This window comes from Tistlia sp. (assembly GCF_040905785.1).
Classification (GTDB): domain Bacteria; phylum Pseudomonadota; class Alphaproteobacteria; order Kiloniellales; family DSM-21159; genus Tistlia.
In genome coordinates this window covers 18052-34499 of sequence record NZ_JBBDQW010000005.1, presented here as the reverse complement: position 1 = coordinate 34499, position 16448 = coordinate 18052, and the positions used below count along the sequence as shown (strand labels likewise).

Sequence of the window (16448 nt, the reverse complement as noted above, 5' to 3'; positions counted from 1 at the left end):
CGGGGGGCCGCCGATAGGGTGCGGCTCGCTTTCCGCAGCGCAGCAAGGCGCCGGCCGGAAGCGCTTCGCCCAGGCTTCTCCAGCCCCCGCCTCTCGAGTCCCCGGTTGCCATGCCGAAGCGCCACGCCGACAAGAGCACCTGCTTCCAGCGCCTGGTCCTGACGCTCCAGACCTACTGGGCGGACCGCGGCTGCGTGATCCTGCAGCCCTACGACATGGAGATCGGCGCGGGCACCTTCCATCCGGCCACGACCCTGCGCTCGCTCGGCCCCGACCGGGTCTGGAACTGCGCCTACGTGCAGCCCTCGCGGCGGCCGACGGACGGGCGCTACGGCGAGAACCCGAACCGGCTGCAGCACTACTACCAGTATCAGGTGCTGATGAAGCCCTCGCCGCCGGACATCCAGGAGCTCTACCTGGGCTCGCTGCGCGCCCTCGGCATCGACCCCCTGGAGCACGACATCCGCTTCGTCGAGGACGACTGGGAGAGCCCGACCCTGGGCGCCTGGGGCCTCGGCTGGGAAGTCTGGTGCGACGGCATGGAGGTCACGCAGTTCACCTACTTCCAGCAGGTCGGCGGCATCGACTGCGACCCGGTGCCGGTCGAGCTGACCTATGGCCTGGAGCGGCTGATCATGTACGTCCAGGGCGTCGACAACGTCTACGACCTGGACTGGGACGGCGTGCCGGCCGAGCAGGGCGGCAAGTCCTACGGCGACGTCTTCCTGCAGGCCGAGCGCGAGTTCAGCGCCTACAACTTCGAGATCGCCGACACCGGGCGGCTGTTCCGCCACTTCGAGGACGCCGAGGCCGAGTGCCGGCTGGTGCTCGCCAGCGGCCGGGCCCTGCCGGCCTACGACCAATGCATGAAGGCCAGCCACCTGTTCAACCTGCTCGACGCCCGCGGCGTCATCTCGGTGACCGAGCGCCAGGCCTACATCGGCCGCGTGCGCGCCCTGGCCAAGGGCTGCTGCGAGGCCTGGGTCGCGAGCTTCGCGGAGCGGCCCGATGGCTGAACTGTTCCTGGAGCTGCTCGGCGAGGAGATCCCGGCGCGCATGCAGGCGCGCGCCGCCGCCGACCTGCAGAAGCTGGTGACCGGCAGGCTCGCCGCCGCCGGCCTCGCCTTCAAGACCGCCCGGGCCTTCGTCACGCCGCGCCGCCTGGCCCTGGTGGTCGCGGGCCTGCCGGCCCGGCAGCCCGACGTCACCGAGGAGAAGAAGGGGCCGAAGGTCGGCGCGCCCGAGCAGGCGCTGGCCGGCTTCCTCAAGGCCAACGGCCTGGCCGAGGTCGCCGAGGCCGAGGTCCGCGAGACCGACAAGGGCAGCTTCTATTTCGTGGTGCGGGCGATCGCCGGGCGCGACACCCGCCTGGTGCTGCCCGAGATCCTGGCGGCCGCGATCGGCGAGCTGGGTTGGCCGAAGTCGATGCGCTGGGCCGATCACGCCTTCCGCTGGGTGCGCCCGCTGCAGGGCGCCGTCGCCCTCTTCGACGGCGCGGCGCTGGAGGGCGGCATCGAGCTCGGCGGCGGGCTCGGCGACGGTCTGGGCGGCGGGCGGATCGCCTTCGGGCGGACCAGCGTCGGCCACCGATTCCTGGCGCCCGAGCCCTTCGAGGTCGAGAGCTTCGCCGACTACCAGGCCAAGCTGCGCGATGCCTGTGTTCTGCTCGATCCCGAGGAGCGGCGCGACGAGATCCTCGGCCAGGCGCGCGCCCTGGCCGACCTCGAGGGCCTGACGCTGCGCGAGGATGCCGGCCTGATCGAGGAGGTCGCCGGCCTGGTCGAATGGCCGGTCGCGCTGGTCGGCCGGATCCCCGAGCGCTTCATGGCGATCCCGCCGGAGGTCTTGACGACCTCGATGAAGGCGCACCAGCGCTACCTCGCCCTGGAGCGCTCCGACGGCAGCCTGGCCGACCGCTTCGTCGTCGTCGCCAACATCGAGGCCGAGGCCGGGTCGTTGCGCCGTCGCAACATCGTTGGCGGCAACGAGCGCGTGCTGGCGGCCCGCCTGTCGGACGCCGCCTTCTTCTGGGACCAGGACCGCAAGCGCAGCCTGCAGAGCCGGGTCGGGGCACTCGGCGACATCGTCTTCCACGCCCGCCTCGGCACGCTGCAGGCCAAGGTCGAGCGGATCATCGAGCTGGCGGTGGCCCTGGTCGCGGAGATTCCGGGCGCCGAAGTCGGGCCGGTGCGCTCGGCCGCCGAACTCTGCAAGGCCGACCTGACGACCGGCATGGTCGGCGAGTTCCCCGAGCTGCAGGGCGTCATGGGCCGCTACTACGCGCTGGCCGACGGCGAGCGGCCCGAGGTCGCCGAGGCGGTCGCCGAGCACTACGCGCCGCTCGGCCCGGCGGACCGCTGCCCGAGCGCGCCGACCTCGGTCGCCGTCGCCCTCGCCGACAAGCTCGACACCCTGGTCGGCTTCTGGGCGATCGGCGAGAAGCCGACCGGCAGCAAGGACCCCTATGCCCTGCGGCGCGCCGCCCTGGGCGTGATCCGCCTGATCGTCGAGAACGGTCTCAGGATCTCCCTGGCCCGGGCCCTGGCGACCGCCCAGCAGGGCTACCGGGGTCTCGAGGCGGCGCCGGTCGCGCCGGCGCTCTTGGAGTTCTTCGCCGACCGCCTGAAGGTCGCACTGCGCGAGCAGGGTGTCCGCCACGATCTGATCGCCGCGGTCTTCGCGGTGCGGCGTGCCGACGGCGGCGCCGAGGACGACCTGGTCCGCCTGCTCGCCAAGGTCGAGTCCCTGGCCGCCTTCCTGGCGAGCGACGACGGCGCCAACCTGCTGGTCGCCTACCGGCGCGCCGCCAACATCGTGCGCATCGAGGAGAAGAAGGACAAGGCGCGCCACCGCGGCGAGGTCGCGGTCGCGCTGCTGCGGCTGCCCGAGGAGCAGGCGCTGCTGATGGCGCTGGAGGAAGCCGAGGAGCAGGCCGCCGCCGCCCTGGCGCGCGAGGACTTCGGCGGCGCGATGACGGCCCTGGCGCTGCTGCGCCGCCCGCTCGACGCCTTCTTCGAGCGGGTCACGGTCAACGACGAGGAGGCGGTGCTGCGGCAGAACCGCCTGGCGCTGCTGGCGCGCATCGGCGCGACCCTCGGCACGGTCGCCGACTTCGCCGCGATCGAAGGCTGACGGCGGCCGTCCGCATTGAACGGCCAGGCCGGAACGCCGGCCGCGGTTTCGGGTTGTTGTGCGATGCAAACCGAGCGTGAACCAGGGGGCAGGACGAGGCGAATGACGAAGTGGGTGTACAGCTTCGGCGGCGGCGCCGGCGAAGGCCGGGCGGAAATGCGCAACCTGCTCGGCGGCAAGGGTGCCAACCTGGCCGAGATGGCCTCGATCGGCCTGCCCGTGCCGCCCGGCTTCACCATCACCACCGAGGTCTGCACCGAGGTCACCCAGAAGGGCGGCTACCCGGCCGAGCTGAAGGAGCAGGTCCGCGCCGCCCTGGCGGCGGTCGAGGCCGCGCTCGGCATGACCTTTGGCGACAGCGAGAACCCGCTGCTGGTCTCGGTGCGCTCGGGCGCCCGGGTCTCGATGCCCGGCATGATGGACACGGTGCTCAACCTCGGGCTCACCGACGCGACCGTCGAGGGCCTGGCCCGGCGCTCCGGCGACGCGCGCTTCGCCTACGATTCCTACCGCCGCTTCATCCAGATGTTCGGCGACGTCGTGCTCGGCGTCGACCACCACTATTTCGAGGAGATCCTGGAGCTGGCCAAGGAGGACCTGGGCAAGACCCTCGACACCGAGCTGACCGCGGAGGAGTGGCGCGAGGTCGTCGAGCAGTACACCGCCAAGGTCGAGGAGGAGACGGGCGCCCCCTTCCCGCAGGACCCCGAGGCCCAGCTCTGGGCGGCGATCGGCGCGGTCTTCCAGTCCTGGACCAACCAGCGCGCGGTCAGCTACCGGCGGCTCTACGGCATTCCCGAGGAGTGGGGCACGGCGGTCAACGTCCAGGCCATGGTGTTCGGCAACATGGGCGACGACTGCGCGACCGGCGTCGCCTTCACCCGCGATCCCTCGACCGGCGAGAACCAGTTCTACGGCGAGTATCTGGTCAACGCCCAGGGCGAGGACGTGGTCGCCGGCATCCGCACGCCGCAGAGCATCACCGTCGCCAGCAAGGAGAAGAGCGGCTCGGACCTGCCGGCCATGGAGGAGACCATGCCGGAGATCTACCGGCAGCTGGTCGAGGTCCGCGAGAAGCTCGAGCAGCACTACCGCGACATGCAGGACATCGAGTTCACCGTGCAGTCCGGCACGCTCTACATGCTGCAGACGCGCGCCGGCAAGCGCACCGCCAAGGCGGCGCTGAGGATCGCCTGCGACATGGTCGGCGAAGGCCTGATCGCCGAGGCCGAGGCGGTCTCGCGGGTCGAGCCGGGCTCGCTCGACCAGCTGCTGCACCCGACCCTCGACCCCCAGGCCGAGCGCCGGGTCATCGCCCGCGGCCTGCCGGCCTCGCCGGGCGCCGCCTCGGGCGTCGTGGTCTTCGATTCCGACGAGGCCGAGCGGCAGCGCGACGCCGGCCGCAAGGTCCTGCTCTGCCGGGTCGAGACCAGCCCCGAGGACATCCACGGCATGCACGCGGCCCAGGGCATCCTGACCACGCGCGGCGGCATGACCAGCCACGCGGCCGTGGTCGCCCGCGGCATGGGGCGCCCCTGCGTCGCCGGCGCCGGCGAGCTGAGGATCGACTACAAGACCGGCGTCATGCGGGTTCGCGACGTCGAGGTCAGGGCCGGCGAGATGCTGACCATCGACGGGGCGACCGGCGAGATCATGCTGGGCGAGGTGCCGACGATCCAGCCGGAGCTGTCCGGCGACTTCGCCAAGCTCATGGTCTGGGCCGACCGGATCCGGCGGCTCAAGGTGCGCACCAACGCCGAGACGCCCGGCGACTGCCGCACGGCCGTCGAGTTCGGCTGCGAGGGCATCGGCCTGTGCCGCACCGAGCACATGTTCTTCGAGGCCGGACGCATCGTCGCCGTGCGCGAGATGATCCTGGCCGAGGACGCCGACGGCCGGCGCAAGGCGCTCGACAAGATCCTGCCGATGCAGCGCGACGACTTCGTCGAGATCTTCCGGATCATGCGCGGGCTGCCGGTCACGATCCGCCTGCTCGACCCGCCGCTCCACGAGTTCCTGCCGCACGGCGAAGAGGAGATGGCCGAGGTCGCCGAGGCGGCCGGCGTCGGCGTCGAGAAGCTGCGCACCCGCCTGCTGCGGCTGTCCGAGACCAACCCCATGCTCGGCCACCGCGGCTGCCGGCTCGGCATCACCTATCCCGAGATCTACGAGATGCAGGTGCGGTCGATCTTCGAGGCCGCCTGCCGGGTGCAGAAGGAGTCCCGGGAGACGGTCGAGCCGGAGGTCATGATCCCCCTGGTCGCCATGCCGCGCGAGCTGGAGATCCTCAAGGTCCTGGTCGACCGCGTCGCGCGGGAGGCCATGGAGGCCGCCGGCGTCGAGGTCGCCTACCTGGTCGGCACCATGATCGAGCTGCCGCGCGCCGCCCTGCTGGCCGGCAAGATCGCCGAGGCGGCGGAGTTCTTCTCCTTCGGCACCAACGACCTGACCCAGACCACCTACGGCCTGTCGCGCGACGACTCCGGCAACTTCCTGCCGGCCTACGAGCAGCTCGGCATCGTCAAGCAGGACCCCTTCATCAGCCTGGACCAGGAGGGCGTCGGCGAGCTGGTGCGGATCGCCGCCGAACGCGGCCGCAAGACCCGCGAGGGCATCAAGCTCGGCATCTGCGGCGAGCACGGCGGCGACCCGGCCTCGATCCGCTTCTGCGAGTCGGTCGGCCTCGACTACGTCAGCTGCTCGCCCTTCCGCGTGCCGATCGCCCGCCTGGCCGCGGCCCAGGCGGCCCTGGCCGAGCGCGAGCGGGACGTCTGAGGCCGCGGGCCCTTGGGGTCAGCGGGCGACGCAGCTTTCCGACAGCCACAGGGCCAGTTGCTCTTCCGTCATGTCGCCGGCGGCGAGATCGCGGATCGCGACGAGGAGTTGACCGTTGGGGGCGGTGAGCTGAAAGCCGTTCTTCATGAGGAAGACGCCCATGGCAATCGCCGCGGTCCGCTTGTTGCCGTCGACGAAGGGGTGGTTCTTCGCGATGCCGAAGGCGTAGGCCGCCGCCAGGTCGAAGATGCTGGGCTCGCCGTAGGCAGCCTTGTGTAGCGGACGGGCCAATGCGGCCTGCAAACCACCCTGGTCCCTGAGTCCGGCTATGCCACCATGCTCGTCGAGGGAGCGAAGATGGAAGGCGCGGACGGCCTCTTCCGTCAACCAGCGCGCGGTCACTTGGCCAGTTCGCGCAGGGCAGGGCGGTACTTATCCATGAACTCTTCGGCCAGCTCCATCTCTTCGGCCAGATCGGCGCTGTACGGCCGGACCTCGAAGCCCTGCTCGCTCGGCACGAGCTGGAGGTGGTCGCCGACCGAGACGCCGAGGGCGTCGAGCACCTCGCCGGTCAGCACGACGCCTGCGGAGTTGCCGATCTTGCGGATCTTGAGGGTGTGCATCTCCGGGCTCCCATGCTGCGCGTTATAACATCGGTTCTAACATAAGCCGGGAGGCGGGCGCTGTCGAGTGGCCTCAGGCGGGTTTCGCGATCTCAGGCGGGTTTCGCGAACAGGCCGCTGGTCACGACGACCCGCTCCTCCGCGAGATTGCGTGCCAGATTGGCGGCCATCTCGCGGAACTCGGGGCCCTGGAGCGTGTGGGCGCCGGGCGGCAGCGAGCGGCCGGCGGCCTTCAGCTCGGCTGCTTCGCGCCGCTGCGCCTCGATAGCGGCGCGGACGACGGGGGTGCGGTCCTGCCAGAGCCGGCAGGTCAGGCCGGCGCCCTCGATCAGCGCGCGCACCTCGCCCGGCGCCAGCAGGTGGGAGGCGCCGGCCTCGCTGGCCCAGGGCACCGGGAAGTGCGGCTCCCCGACGGGGCCGAGCTGCAGGTCGAGCAGCAGGAAGTGGCCGCCCGGCGCCAGCACCCGGGCGACCTCGCGATAGAGCGTCGCCTTGTCGGGGATGTTCATCGTCGCGGCCTGGAGCAGCACCAGCGGAAAGGCCCCCTCCGGGAAGGGCAGACGGGTCGCGTCGGCGCAGGCGAAGACCGCCGCCGCTCCGGTTGCCCCGGCGAGCTCGCGGGCGTCTGCGCAGAAGCTCTCGGTGAGGTCGATGCCGACCGCCGCGGCGCCGCGCGTCTCGGCCAGGTAGCGCGCCGGGCCGCCGAGCCCGCAGCCGAGGTCGAGGAAGCGCGCGACGCCGCGCCAGTCGATCAGGTCGGCGAGCTCGTCGGTCGCCTCGCGGCCGCGCGGGTGCAGCTGGTCGAAGGCGGCGAGGTCGGCCGCGCTCAGGGGGCCGTCGCCCTTGGCCTCGGCCGCCAGCGCCAGGATGCGCGGCGCCAGCCGGCCGCGGCGCGCGTAGTGGGCGGTGACGGCGGCGCCGGAGGCCATCTCAGAAGCGCTCCTCGCCGGTCACGCGCTGCGGGTCCGGGAAGTCGCGGTAGAGCGCGAAGGAGACCCGGGCGATCTTGGAGTTGACGGCGTGGTGCAGTCCCTCGACGGGGTCGCTACGCGTCGAGACCCGGGTGAAGGCGTGGTCGAGCTGTTCCAGGTCGGCGAACTCCATGATCAGCTGGAACTCGCCGAGCTCGCGCGGCCCCAGGCCGAGCTTGCGGCGCAGCAGGCGCCAGCTCTCGATCAGGCCCTGCTCGCGAAGCTGCCCCAGGTAGCCCTCGACAGCGCCGGCGAACTCCAGGTCGCCGGTGCCGGGCTTCAGGTCGAAGAAGCCCTGGTAGACGGTCATGCCCCGGCGTCCGCCTCGTACTCGAGGTTGTGGGCGGGCAGGGTGTCCTGGAAGCGCACCGGACGGCCTGACGGCGCTCCGTTCAGGGCGCCCTCGCGCATCACCGCCCGGCCGCGGATCCAGGTCATCACCGGCCAGCCGGTCACGCTCATGCCCTCGAAGGGCGACCAGCCGCACTTGGCGGCGAGCCAGTCGCCGGTGATCTCGCGCCGCGCGGCGAGGTCGACGACGGTCAGGTCGGCGTCGTAGCCGACCGCGAGGCGGCCCTTGCCGGCGAGCTGGTAGATCCGCCCGGGGCCGTGGGCGGTCAGGTCGACGAAGCGCTCCAGGGTCATCCGCCCGGCGGCGACATGGTCGAGCAGCAGGGGCACCAGGGTCTGCACGCCCGGCATGCCGGAGGGCGTGCGCGGGTAGGCGACCTGCTTCTCCTCAAGGGTGTGCGGCGCGTGGTCGGAGCCGACGACGTCGAACAGGCCCTGGCGCACGCCGTCCCACAGAGCCGCGCGGTGCTCGGCGCCGCGGATCGGCGGGTTCATCTGGGCCAGGCTGCCGAGCCGCTCGTAGCAGTCGGGCGCCTCCAGGGTCAGGTGCTGGGGCGTCACCTCGCAGGTCGCGATGTCCTTGTTGGCGGCCAGCAGCGGCAGCTCCTCGGCGGTCGTGACGTGCAGCACGTGGACCTTGCGGCCGGCAATGCGCGCAAGGCGCAGCAGCCGCTCGGTCGCCAGGCGCGCCGTCTCGGCGTCGCGCCAGACGGGATGTTGTGACGAATCGGCGCCGTCGCGCACCAGGGCCAGGCGCTCGCGCAGGCGGGTCTCGTCCTCGCAGTGCACGGCGACGCGGCGGCGGCCGTGGCGCAGCGCCTCCAGCAGGGTCTCGTCGTCCTCGACCAGCAGGCTGCCGGTCGAGGAGCCCATGAAGATCTTGACCCCGCAGCAGCCCGGCAGGCCCTCGAGCTCGGCCAGCTTGTCGGCGTTCTCGGCCGCGGTGCCCATGAAGAAGGCGTGGTCGGTCCAGGTCCGGCCCTCGGCGCGCCGGACCTTGTCGGCCATGGCCGCGGCGTCCAGGGTCGAGGGCTTGGTGTTGGGCATCTCGAAGACCGCGACCACGCCGCCCATCGCGGCGGCGCGGGTGCCGCTCTCCAGGTCCTCCTTGTGCTCCAGGCCGGGCTCGCGGAAGTGCACCTGGGTGTCGATCACCCCGGGCAGGACGGTCAGGCCGCGGCAGTCGACCACCTCGGCGGCGCTGGCGCCGCCGACGTCGCCGATCCGTGCGATCCGGCCGTCGGCCAGCGCGAGGTCGCCTTCGGCCAAGCCGTTGGGCGTGAAGATCCTGCCGCCGCGCAGGATCGTGTCGAAGCTCTGGGCCACCGCGCTCGCCTCCCGGGCTGTTGGCTGTCCGGTCGCAGCCTAGCCCAAAGCAGCCCTCGCGCTAAACCTGGATGTCGGTATGGTCGGGCTGCGCCGCGCGATGCGACGGCCCGGCGGTCTCCCGGGCCGCGGGCGAATCGGGCAGGACCAGCCCGCCGAGGCGCACGTAGGCGTCCAGCCAGCGCGCCAGGGAGCGGGCCTCGGCATGGCCGGCGTCGAAGCTGGCGCGGCCCTCGGCGGCGAGGCGGTCGTAGAGCAGCGGGTCGTCGAGCGGCCGGAGCAGTGCCTCCGCCAGGTCCGCGGCGCCGGTCGAGCGGGCCAGGATACCGTTGCCGGCGTCGCGCACCAGGCCGCTGGCCCCCGGGGCGCCGGCGGCGACCACGGGCTTGCCCCGGGCCCAGCCCTCGACGATGCCCAGGCCGAGGCCGTCGGCCTCGGCGCTGCACAGCACCAGATCGGCGGCCGCCAGGGCGCGGGCGCGATCGACGTCGGGGCCGAGCTCGCGCAGCGGCACCTGCAGGCGCAGCGCCAGCCGGCTCTGCCGGCGGCTGCCGCCGGGGATCCACAGCGTCGGCAGCGGCAGCCGGCGCGCGGCGAGCAGCACCTCGCCCAGAGCCTCGAGGTTGAGCGCGAACGGCAGGGCCACGACCGTCGCCGCCTCGGCCGTCGCCAGGGCGCCGCGCGGCAGCGGCTCGACCAGGTCGCCCTCGGCGAAGAGCGGCAGCGGCCGCAGTCGCTCCTCCGGCCAGCCACGCTCGACCGCGCGCCGGGCGATCTCGGGCGAGAGCGCGACCAGGTAGCGGCAGCGGCGCAGAGCGACCGCGTCGTCCGCCTCGCCGGCAATGCCGACCGTCGCGGCGTCGCAGCGCGCCGGCAGGCGGGCCGCGGCCTCGGCGCCCCAGACGGCGATCAGGTCCGGCTTGAACAGGGCCAGCTCGTCGGCGAGCGCGCGCCGGCTGCGCGCGATCCAGGCGGTGCGGTCGAGCAGGCGGCGGTAGGGCAGCGCCAGGGTCGGGCGGCCGAAGTCCGCCAGGCGCTCCCAGCCGGGCCGCTGCGCCAGGATCAGCTGCTGGCGCAGCTCGTCGGGCAGCGCGAAGGCGCCCGCGACCTGCTCGAACAGGCGCGCCCTGGGGCCGTCGTCGTAGGGACCGGCGAAGATCTGGCTGATCCGCATGGTCTTCCTGCGCTGGTGCGGAAGCCTTTGTGCGGGTCGAGTGGTTAGCGGAGCGTCAAGAGCGCCGGGAATTCGCCGTGCGCGCCAGCAGGGCCTGCGCCGCTGCCAGGACCGGCTCGACCTCGAGCGTCTCCATGTAGCAGCGGGTCCGGTGCGCGAAGTCGAAGCCGGGCTGGCGGGTCAGGGCCTCGAAGCTCTCCGGCGTGCGCACGTAGGCGGCGTGGGGCCCCCAGGGCGCGTAGCGCGCCTCGGGGCTGGGGCCGAACAGGCCGAGGGTCGGACAGCCGGCGGCGGCGGCCAGATGCATCAGGCCGCTGTCGTTGCCGACGTAGAGCCGGCAGCGCGCCAGCACCGCGCCCAGCACCGGCAGGGGCGCTTTGCCGACCAAGTCGATGCGGCGTTCGCGCGGCAGGGCGGCGAGCAGCGGATTGGCCTGGAGACGCTCGTGCTCGGCGGCGATCACGACGACCGGGGCCCCGGGCAGGGGTCCCTCGGGGCCGGTCAGGGCCAGGGCCAGCTCGGCGAAGCGCTCGGCCGGCCAGACCTTGCCGGACCAGTTCGCGCTCGGGCCGATCGCCAGCAGCGGCCCGTCCCCGGGCGGCAGCAGCCGCTCGGCCAGCTCCTCGCTGGCGCGGACCGGCCAGAGCCGCGGCGCCGGCGGCGGCGTCTCCTCGCCGAGCAGGCGGCCCAGCTCGACGACCCGGTGCTCGGAGCGGTCCTTGCGGCCGATGACGTAGCGCCGGCGGGCGGGCAGCAGCCAGGCCAGGGCCGAGGCGCGCAGGTCGCAGACGACGCCCCAGCGATAGCGGGCCAGCCGGCTCCAGAGCTGCAGCCAGTGCAGGCCGTAGCGCTTCTTGCGAAGCACCACGATGCGCTCCAGCCCCGGCAGGCCGGCGAAGATCGGCGCCGCCACCGGGCCCGCGACCACCGTCACCCGGGCGCCGGGATGGCGCTCGAGCAGGCAGGCCAGCGCTCCCGTCGAGAGCACGGCGTCGCCGAGGCGGGTCGAGGTGACGAAGAGCAGGCGCATGGGGCCGCGCTGTGGGTTTGCGAGGGAAGGGCGCCTTATAGGCGATCGGGCGCCCCCGTGCCATGGCTTGTCAGGCCAGGCGCCGCACGCCACCTGAAGTTTCCAGGCGGCTGCGACAGCGAGCGAGAGGAGCCTCATGACCGAGCGAGCCGGCGAACGATTTGCCTTTCTACCCGAGGGCCGCACGGTGCTCTCGATCTCCGGCCCGGACCGCGTCGCCTTCCTGCAGGGCCTGGTCTCCAACGACGTCGCCAAGGCCGGCTGCGAGCGGGCGCTCTGGTGCGCCTTCCTGACGCCTCAGGGCAAGTACCTGCACGACTTCTTCCTGGTCGGCCACCGCCGGCACGACGGCAGCGGCGAGGATGAGCTGCTGCTCGACGTCGAGGCCGGGCGCGCGCCCGACCTGCTGAAGCGGCTGAAGCTCTACCGGCTGCGCTCCAAGGTCGAGCTCGCTGAGCTGAGGGACGGTTGGACCGTGGCGCTGGCCTATGGCGACGGGGCCCTGGAGGCCCTGGAGCTGCCGGAGGCGCCGGGCGCGGCGCGGCCCTGGCACGGCGGCACCGCCTTCGTCGACCCGCGCCTGGCCGCCGCCGGCGCCCGCCTGCTGCTGCCGCGCGCCGGTGCCGAGGTCGGCCTGGCCGGCGCCGGTTTCGCGCTCTCCGGCGCCGCCGAATGGGACCGCCGGCGCTTGGCGCTCGGCCTGCCCGACGGCAGCCGCGACCTCGAGATCGAGAAGACGACCCTGCTCGAGGCCGGCTTCGACGAGCTCGGCGCCATCGACTGGCAGAAGGGCTGCTGGATGGGCCAGGAGCTGACCGCCCGCACCCGCTACCGCGGCCTGGTCAAGCGCCGCCTGCTGCCGGTCGCCCTGGGCGGCGGCGCCGAGCCGGGCACCGCGATCACCGCCGGCGGCAAGGAGGTCGGCACCCTGCGCTCGGTCGAGGGCGACCGCGGGCTCGCCCTGCTGCGCCTCGAGGCGCTGGAGGCCGGGTCCCTGGAGGCCGGCGGCGTCACCGTCGAGCCCCGGGTCCCGGACTGGGCGGCGATTCAGCGGCCGGCCGCCGCGAAGGGCGCCTGAGCGAAGGCCAGCGACGGCAGGCCGCGCGCCTTCAGGCCCTCGCGGCCCCAGCGCTCCAGGATCGCCGCGCGCAGCCAGGCCTCGGCCTGGACGTGGCGCCGGGCGGCCAGCCGGCGGTCCTCGCCGAGCCAGGCGAAGTGGTCGTCGACCGCCGCCAGCAGCTCCGCCACGCCGGTGCCCGCTTCGGCCGAGAGCGCCAGGGTGCGGACCGGCCACCCGTCCTCCGGCTCGGCCAGCGAGAGCGCCCCGGCAAGGTCGGCGAGCGCGCGCTGGGCGACGGCGCCCATGTCGGCCTTGGTGACCACGGCGACCTGCGGGATCTCGACGATTCCCGCCTTCATGAACTGAAGCGAGTCGCCGCCGCCCGGCTGGACGCAGAAGACCACCGTGTCGGCGATGCCGGCGACGTCGGTCTCCGACTGCCCGACCCCGACCGTCTCGACCAGCACCCGGTCGAAGAGCGCGCGCATCAGCACGGCCGCCGACCAGGTGATCTCGGCGAGGCCGCCGAGCCGGTCGCGCGCCGCCATCGAGCGCACGAACAGGCCCTCGTCCTCGGCGTCGCTGCGCAGGCGCAGCCGGTCGCCGAGCAGCGCCCCGCCGGAGCGCCGGGACGAGGGATCGACGGCGATCACCCCGACCCGCTCGCCGCGCGCCCGGTAGGCCGCGACCAGCCGCCCGGTCAGCGTCGACTTGCCGACGCCCGGCGGCCCGGTGAGGCCGACGACCTGGGCCCTCGGCTCGGCGTAGGCGGCCTCGAGCAGGGCGACCACGTCCGCGGCCTCCGGCGCCGATTCCAGCCGCGCCAGCGCACGGGCCAGCGCGACCTTGCCGCCGGCGCGGAGGGAAGCGAGGGAAAGCGGGGGGAGGGGAGAGCTCGGCATCGGGGCGAGCATGGCAGCGGCCCGATTCCGGGACAAGCCGCCCCGCTGGACCTTCTCACCCGGCGCCCCCATCTCCCACGCCATGACGGAAGGTGAAAGAGACGACCGCGGCGCGTCCCGGCGCGAGCCACCCGGAAGCGCCGAGGTGCGCGGCTTCGGCGACGAGGGCGCGCGCTTCGGCGGGCGCATGCGCCGCTTCGCCCGGGTCGGCGGCGAAGTCGGCTGGCTCGCCGCGCAGCTCGCCGGCAGCCGCGTGCTCGGCACGACGCTCGACAAGGGCCGGCACTCGCAGCAGCTCAAGGCGGCGCTGGGTGGCCTCAAGGGGCCGCTGATGAAGGCGGCGCAGATTCTGGCGACCGTTCCCGAGGCGCTGCCGCGCGAGTACGCCGAGGAGCTGCGCCAGCTGCAGTCGAACGCGCCGCCGATGGGCTGGCCCTTCGTGCGCCGGCGCATGCGCACGGAGCTGGGGGCGGGCTGGGAGCAGCGCTTCGACTCCTTCGGCCGGGAGGCGGCGGCCGCGGCCTCGCTCGGCCAGGTCCACAAGGCCGAGGCCGGCGGCCGGACGCTGGCCTGCAAGCTGCAGTATCCCGACATGGCCTCGGCGGTCGAGGCCGACGTCCAGCAGCTGCGCCTCGCCTTCTCGGTCTACCGCCAGTACGACCGGGCGATCGACACCTCGGAGATCTACGCCGAGCTGACCGCACGGCTGCGCGAGGAGCTCGACTACGAGCGCGAGGCGCAACACATGGCGCTCTACCGCCTGATGCTGGCCGGCGAGACCGGCGTGACGGTGCCCGAACCGGTCGCGGAGCTGACCACCCGGCGCCTGCTGACCATGACCTGGCTCGAGGGCCGGCCGCTGCTCGAGGTCGCCCAGGAGCTGTCGGGGTCGCAAGGCCAGGAGCGGCGCGACGCCATCGCCCTCAACATGTTCCGGGCCTGGTACGTGCCCTTCTACTATCACGGCGTGATCCACGGCGACCCGCACCTGGGCAACTACTCGGTGCGCCCCGACGACGGCGTCAACCTGCTCGACTTCGGCTGCATCCGGGTGTTCCGGCCGGACTTCGTCGAGGGCGTGATCGACCTCTACCGGGCCTTCGAGACCGACGACGAGGCGCTGGCGATCAAGGCCTACGAGTCCTGGGGCTTCGCCGGCATCGCCGACAAGCCGGACCTGATGCAGGCGCTGAACATCTGGGCGCGCTTCCTCTACAAGCCGCTGCTCGAGGACCGGGTGCAGTCGATCATGGGCGAGCGCGGCTCGATGGAGGGCGCCGAAGCCGCCGGGCAGGTCCACAAGGAGCTGCGCCGCCTGGGCGGCGTCAAGCCGCCGCGAGAGTTCGTGCTGATGGACCGCGCGGCGATCGGCCTGGGCTCGGTGTTCCTGCACCTCAAGGCCGAGATCAACTGGCACCGCGTCTTCCAGGAGCTGATCGCCGGATTCGACGCCGCGGCCCTGGGCCGGCGCCAGAAGCAGGCGCTGAAGCAAGTCGGGCTGGCCGAGGAAATCCCCTGAACGTCGCGCGACGCTCGATGGCCCTTCCCTAGGGTCCCGGTCTTTGCCACAAGGTCCGGGGCAGGAGGCGACGCGCCGCATGATCAACGTCTACCGCTATCGCCCAGAGGGGGGCGACCGGGAGGGGGGTGACCCGGGGGGTGCCGAGCCGTCGGTCGAGCGGGTCGCCTTCGCGACCGGCGACGTCGTCCCCGAGGACGCCGTCTGGATCGACGCGGTCGCGCCCGACGCGGCGGAGCGCCAGGCCCTCGAAACCGCCCTCTGGCTGTTCCTGCCGACCCGCGAGGAGGCCAGCGAGATCGAGCCCTCCAGCCGGCTCTATCACGAGGCCAACGCCGTCTACCTGACGGTAACCGCCCTGGTGAGAGCCGAGAGCGAGCTGCCGGAGGTCTCGCCGGTCACCTTCGTGCTGGCCGGTCAGCGCCTGCTGACCCTGCGCTACGCGGACCCGCTGCCGTTCAAGGCCTTCGCCCAGTACGTCCTGCGCAACCCCGAGAGCTGCGTCAGCGCCCAGGTCACCCTGGCCGGGCTGCTCGACGCCCTCATCGACCGCGTCGCGGACGTCCTGGAGCTGCAGGGGGCGGCCCTCGACGCGATCGGCCGCAAGGTCTTCGAGCAGCCGGCCGTCAAGGCGGGCCGGCGCGACTATCCCGGCCTCTTGACCGCGCTGGGCCGGGTCGCCGACCTGACCGGCAAGGCCCGGGAATCGCTCTCGACGATCGAGCGCGCGCTGCTCTACGTCTCCACGGTCGCGCGGGAGCCGGGCAAGGCCGAGGCGCCGGCCGGTCACGACCGAGACGCCCAGCACGGCGCCGGCAAGGTCGCCGACCGCAAGGCCCCGTCGCGCGACGGGCTGTCGAAGGCGACCCAGGTGCGGCTCAAGACGCTGGTGCGCGACGTCGAGACCCTGGCGGACTACACCGACTTCCTGTCGGGCAAGGCGGATTTCCTGCTCAACGCCGTGCTCGGCCTGATCGCCAACGAGCAGAGCGGCATCATCAAGATCATCTCGGTCGTCTCGGTGATCATCATGCCGCCGACCCTGATCGCCTCGATCTACGGCATGAACTTCCAGAACATGCCGGAGCTGGGCTGGCCCTTCGGCTACCCGCTGGCGCTCTTCGCCATGCTGGTGGCCGGGCTGATCCCCTACCTGATCTTCAAGCGGCGCGGCTGGCTGTAGGCACGGTTCCGGGCGCCGGCTTACTGGGCGGCTTGCCGGCCACTGCTCTGCGGCACCTCGCCGACGGCATCCTGGCAGTAGAGCTCGTAGAGCAGGCCGATGACCCGCTCGGTCTCGTTGCTGGCGAGCTTGTAGAAGATCTGCTTGCCGTCGCGCCGGGTCTCCACGAGCGCTTCGTCACGCAGGATCGCCAGCTGCTGGGAGAGCGTCGGCTGGCGGATCTTGAGCACTCCCTCCAGCTCGCCGACGCTGCGCTCGCCCTGGGAGAGGATGCAGAGGATCAGCAACCGGTTCGGGTTCGCCAGCGTCTTCAGGAAGCGCGAGGCCTGCTCGGCGTTGGACATCATCCGGACGGGGTCGATCATGGTGGCCTTTTTCCGCATCGGATCGGCTGCCGCCCGG

Annotated in this window: 15 protein-coding genes; 6 read left to right on the top strand and 9 right to left on the bottom strand. The window is 72.9% G+C overall.

What is annotated here, in order from left to right; genetic code table 11:
- The first annotated feature begins 110 nt into the window (after positions 1 to 110).
- The 3 genes from WD341_RS00615 (at position 111) to ppdK (ending at position 5907) form a co-directional block, all read left to right on the top strand.
- Entirely contained in the window at positions 111 to 1016 is a 906-nt protein-coding gene (locus WD341_RS00615; RefSeq protein WP_368423463.1) for a glycine--tRNA ligase subunit alpha, read from the top strand.
- On the top strand, positions 1009 to 3132 hold the full coding sequence (glyS, locus tag WD341_RS00610; protein ID WP_368423462.1) for a glycine--tRNA ligase subunit beta: 2124 nt from the start codon (positions 1009 to 1011) through the stop codon (positions 3130 to 3132). The genes WD341_RS00615 and glyS overlap by 8 nt, the downstream gene beginning before the upstream one ends.
- Before the next feature lie 102 nt (positions 3133 to 3234).
- A complete protein-coding gene (gene ppdK, locus WD341_RS00605) occupies positions 3235 to 5907 on the top strand; it encodes a pyruvate, phosphate dikinase (RefSeq protein WP_368423461.1) in 2673 nt (890 codons plus the stop codon).
- Between the two features lie 18 nt (positions 5908 to 5925).
- Here ppdK and WD341_RS00600 read toward each other — a convergent pair whose 3' ends face one another.
- The 7 genes from WD341_RS00600 to WD341_RS00570 form a co-directional block, all read right to left on the bottom strand.
- Entirely contained in the window at positions 5926 to 6309 is a 384-nt protein-coding gene (locus WD341_RS00600) for a type II toxin-antitoxin system death-on-curing family toxin (RefSeq protein ID WP_368423460.1), read from the bottom strand.
- The gene (locus WD341_RS00595) at positions 6306 to 6530 is read right to left on the bottom strand and encodes an AbrB/MazE/SpoVT family DNA-binding domain-containing protein (protein WP_368423459.1); all 225 of its coding nucleotides are present in this window, start codon (positions 6528 to 6530) and stop codon (positions 6306 to 6308) included. The genes WD341_RS00600 and WD341_RS00595 overlap by 4 nt, the downstream gene beginning before the upstream one ends.
- A gap of 92 nt (positions 6531 to 6622) precedes the next feature.
- Positions 6623 to 7459: a class I SAM-dependent methyltransferase gene (locus WD341_RS00590; RefSeq protein ID WP_368423458.1), complete on the bottom strand. Its 837-nt coding sequence runs from the start codon at positions 7457 to 7459 to the stop codon at positions 6623 to 6625.
- A 1-nt stretch (position 7460) separates the two neighbouring features.
- Positions 7461 to 7811 carry a DUF6614 family protein gene (locus WD341_RS00585; RefSeq protein WP_368423457.1) on the bottom strand — a complete coding sequence of 117 codons (351 nt, stop codon included), beginning with the start codon at positions 7809 to 7811 and terminating at the stop codon, positions 7461 to 7463.
- Entirely contained in the window at positions 7808 to 9178 is a 1371-nt protein-coding gene (locus tag WD341_RS00580; protein ID WP_368423456.1) for a dihydroorotase, read from the bottom strand. The genes WD341_RS00585 and WD341_RS00580 overlap by 4 nt, the downstream gene beginning before the upstream one ends.
- Positions 9179 to 9239: 61 nt before the next feature.
- A complete protein-coding gene (locus tag WD341_RS00575) occupies positions 9240 to 10352 on the bottom strand; it encodes a glycosyltransferase (protein WP_368423455.1) in 1113 nt (370 codons plus the stop codon).
- Positions 10353 to 10407: 55 nt separating this feature from the next.
- On the bottom strand, positions 10408 to 11382 hold the full coding sequence (locus WD341_RS00570; protein WP_368423454.1) for a glycosyltransferase family 9 protein: 975 nt from the start codon (positions 11380 to 11382) through the stop codon (positions 10408 to 10410).
- A 136-nt stretch (positions 11383 to 11518) separates the two neighbouring features.
- Between WD341_RS00570 and WD341_RS00565 the strand changes: the two genes are divergently transcribed.
- Positions 11519 to 12460, top strand: a complete 942-nt coding sequence (locus WD341_RS00565) for a folate-binding protein YgfZ (RefSeq protein WP_368423453.1) — start codon at positions 11519 to 11521, stop codon at positions 12458 to 12460.
- Here the strand turns inward: WD341_RS00565 and WD341_RS00560 are convergent.
- Positions 12430 to 13344, bottom strand: coding sequence for an ArgK/MeaB family GTPase (locus WD341_RS00560; protein ID WP_368423452.1), 915 nt, complete (start codon positions 13342 to 13344; stop codon positions 12430 to 12432). The genes WD341_RS00565 and WD341_RS00560 overlap by 31 nt on opposite strands.
- Positions 13345 to 13531: 187 nt before the next feature.
- Here WD341_RS00560 and WD341_RS00555 point away from each other — a divergent pair, with 187 nt between their 5' ends.
- Positions 13532 to 14863: an ABC1 kinase family protein gene (locus tag WD341_RS00555; protein ID WP_368423619.1), complete on the top strand. Its 1332-nt coding sequence runs from the start codon at positions 13532 to 13534 to the stop codon at positions 14861 to 14863.
- Between the two features lie 79 nt (positions 14864 to 14942).
- The gene (locus WD341_RS00550) at positions 14943 to 16046 is read left to right on the top strand and encodes a magnesium transporter CorA family protein (RefSeq protein ID WP_368423451.1); all 1104 of its coding nucleotides are present in this window, start codon (positions 14943 to 14945) and stop codon (positions 16044 to 16046) included.
- Between the two features lie 20 nt (positions 16047 to 16066).
- On the opposite strand, the gene WD341_RS00545 is transcribed toward WD341_RS00550, so the two are convergent.
- Positions 16067 to 16411, bottom strand: coding sequence for a metalloregulator ArsR/SmtB family transcription factor (locus WD341_RS00545; protein WP_368423450.1), 345 nt, complete (start codon positions 16409 to 16411; stop codon positions 16067 to 16069).
- Positions 16412 to 16448: the final 37 nt, after the last annotated feature.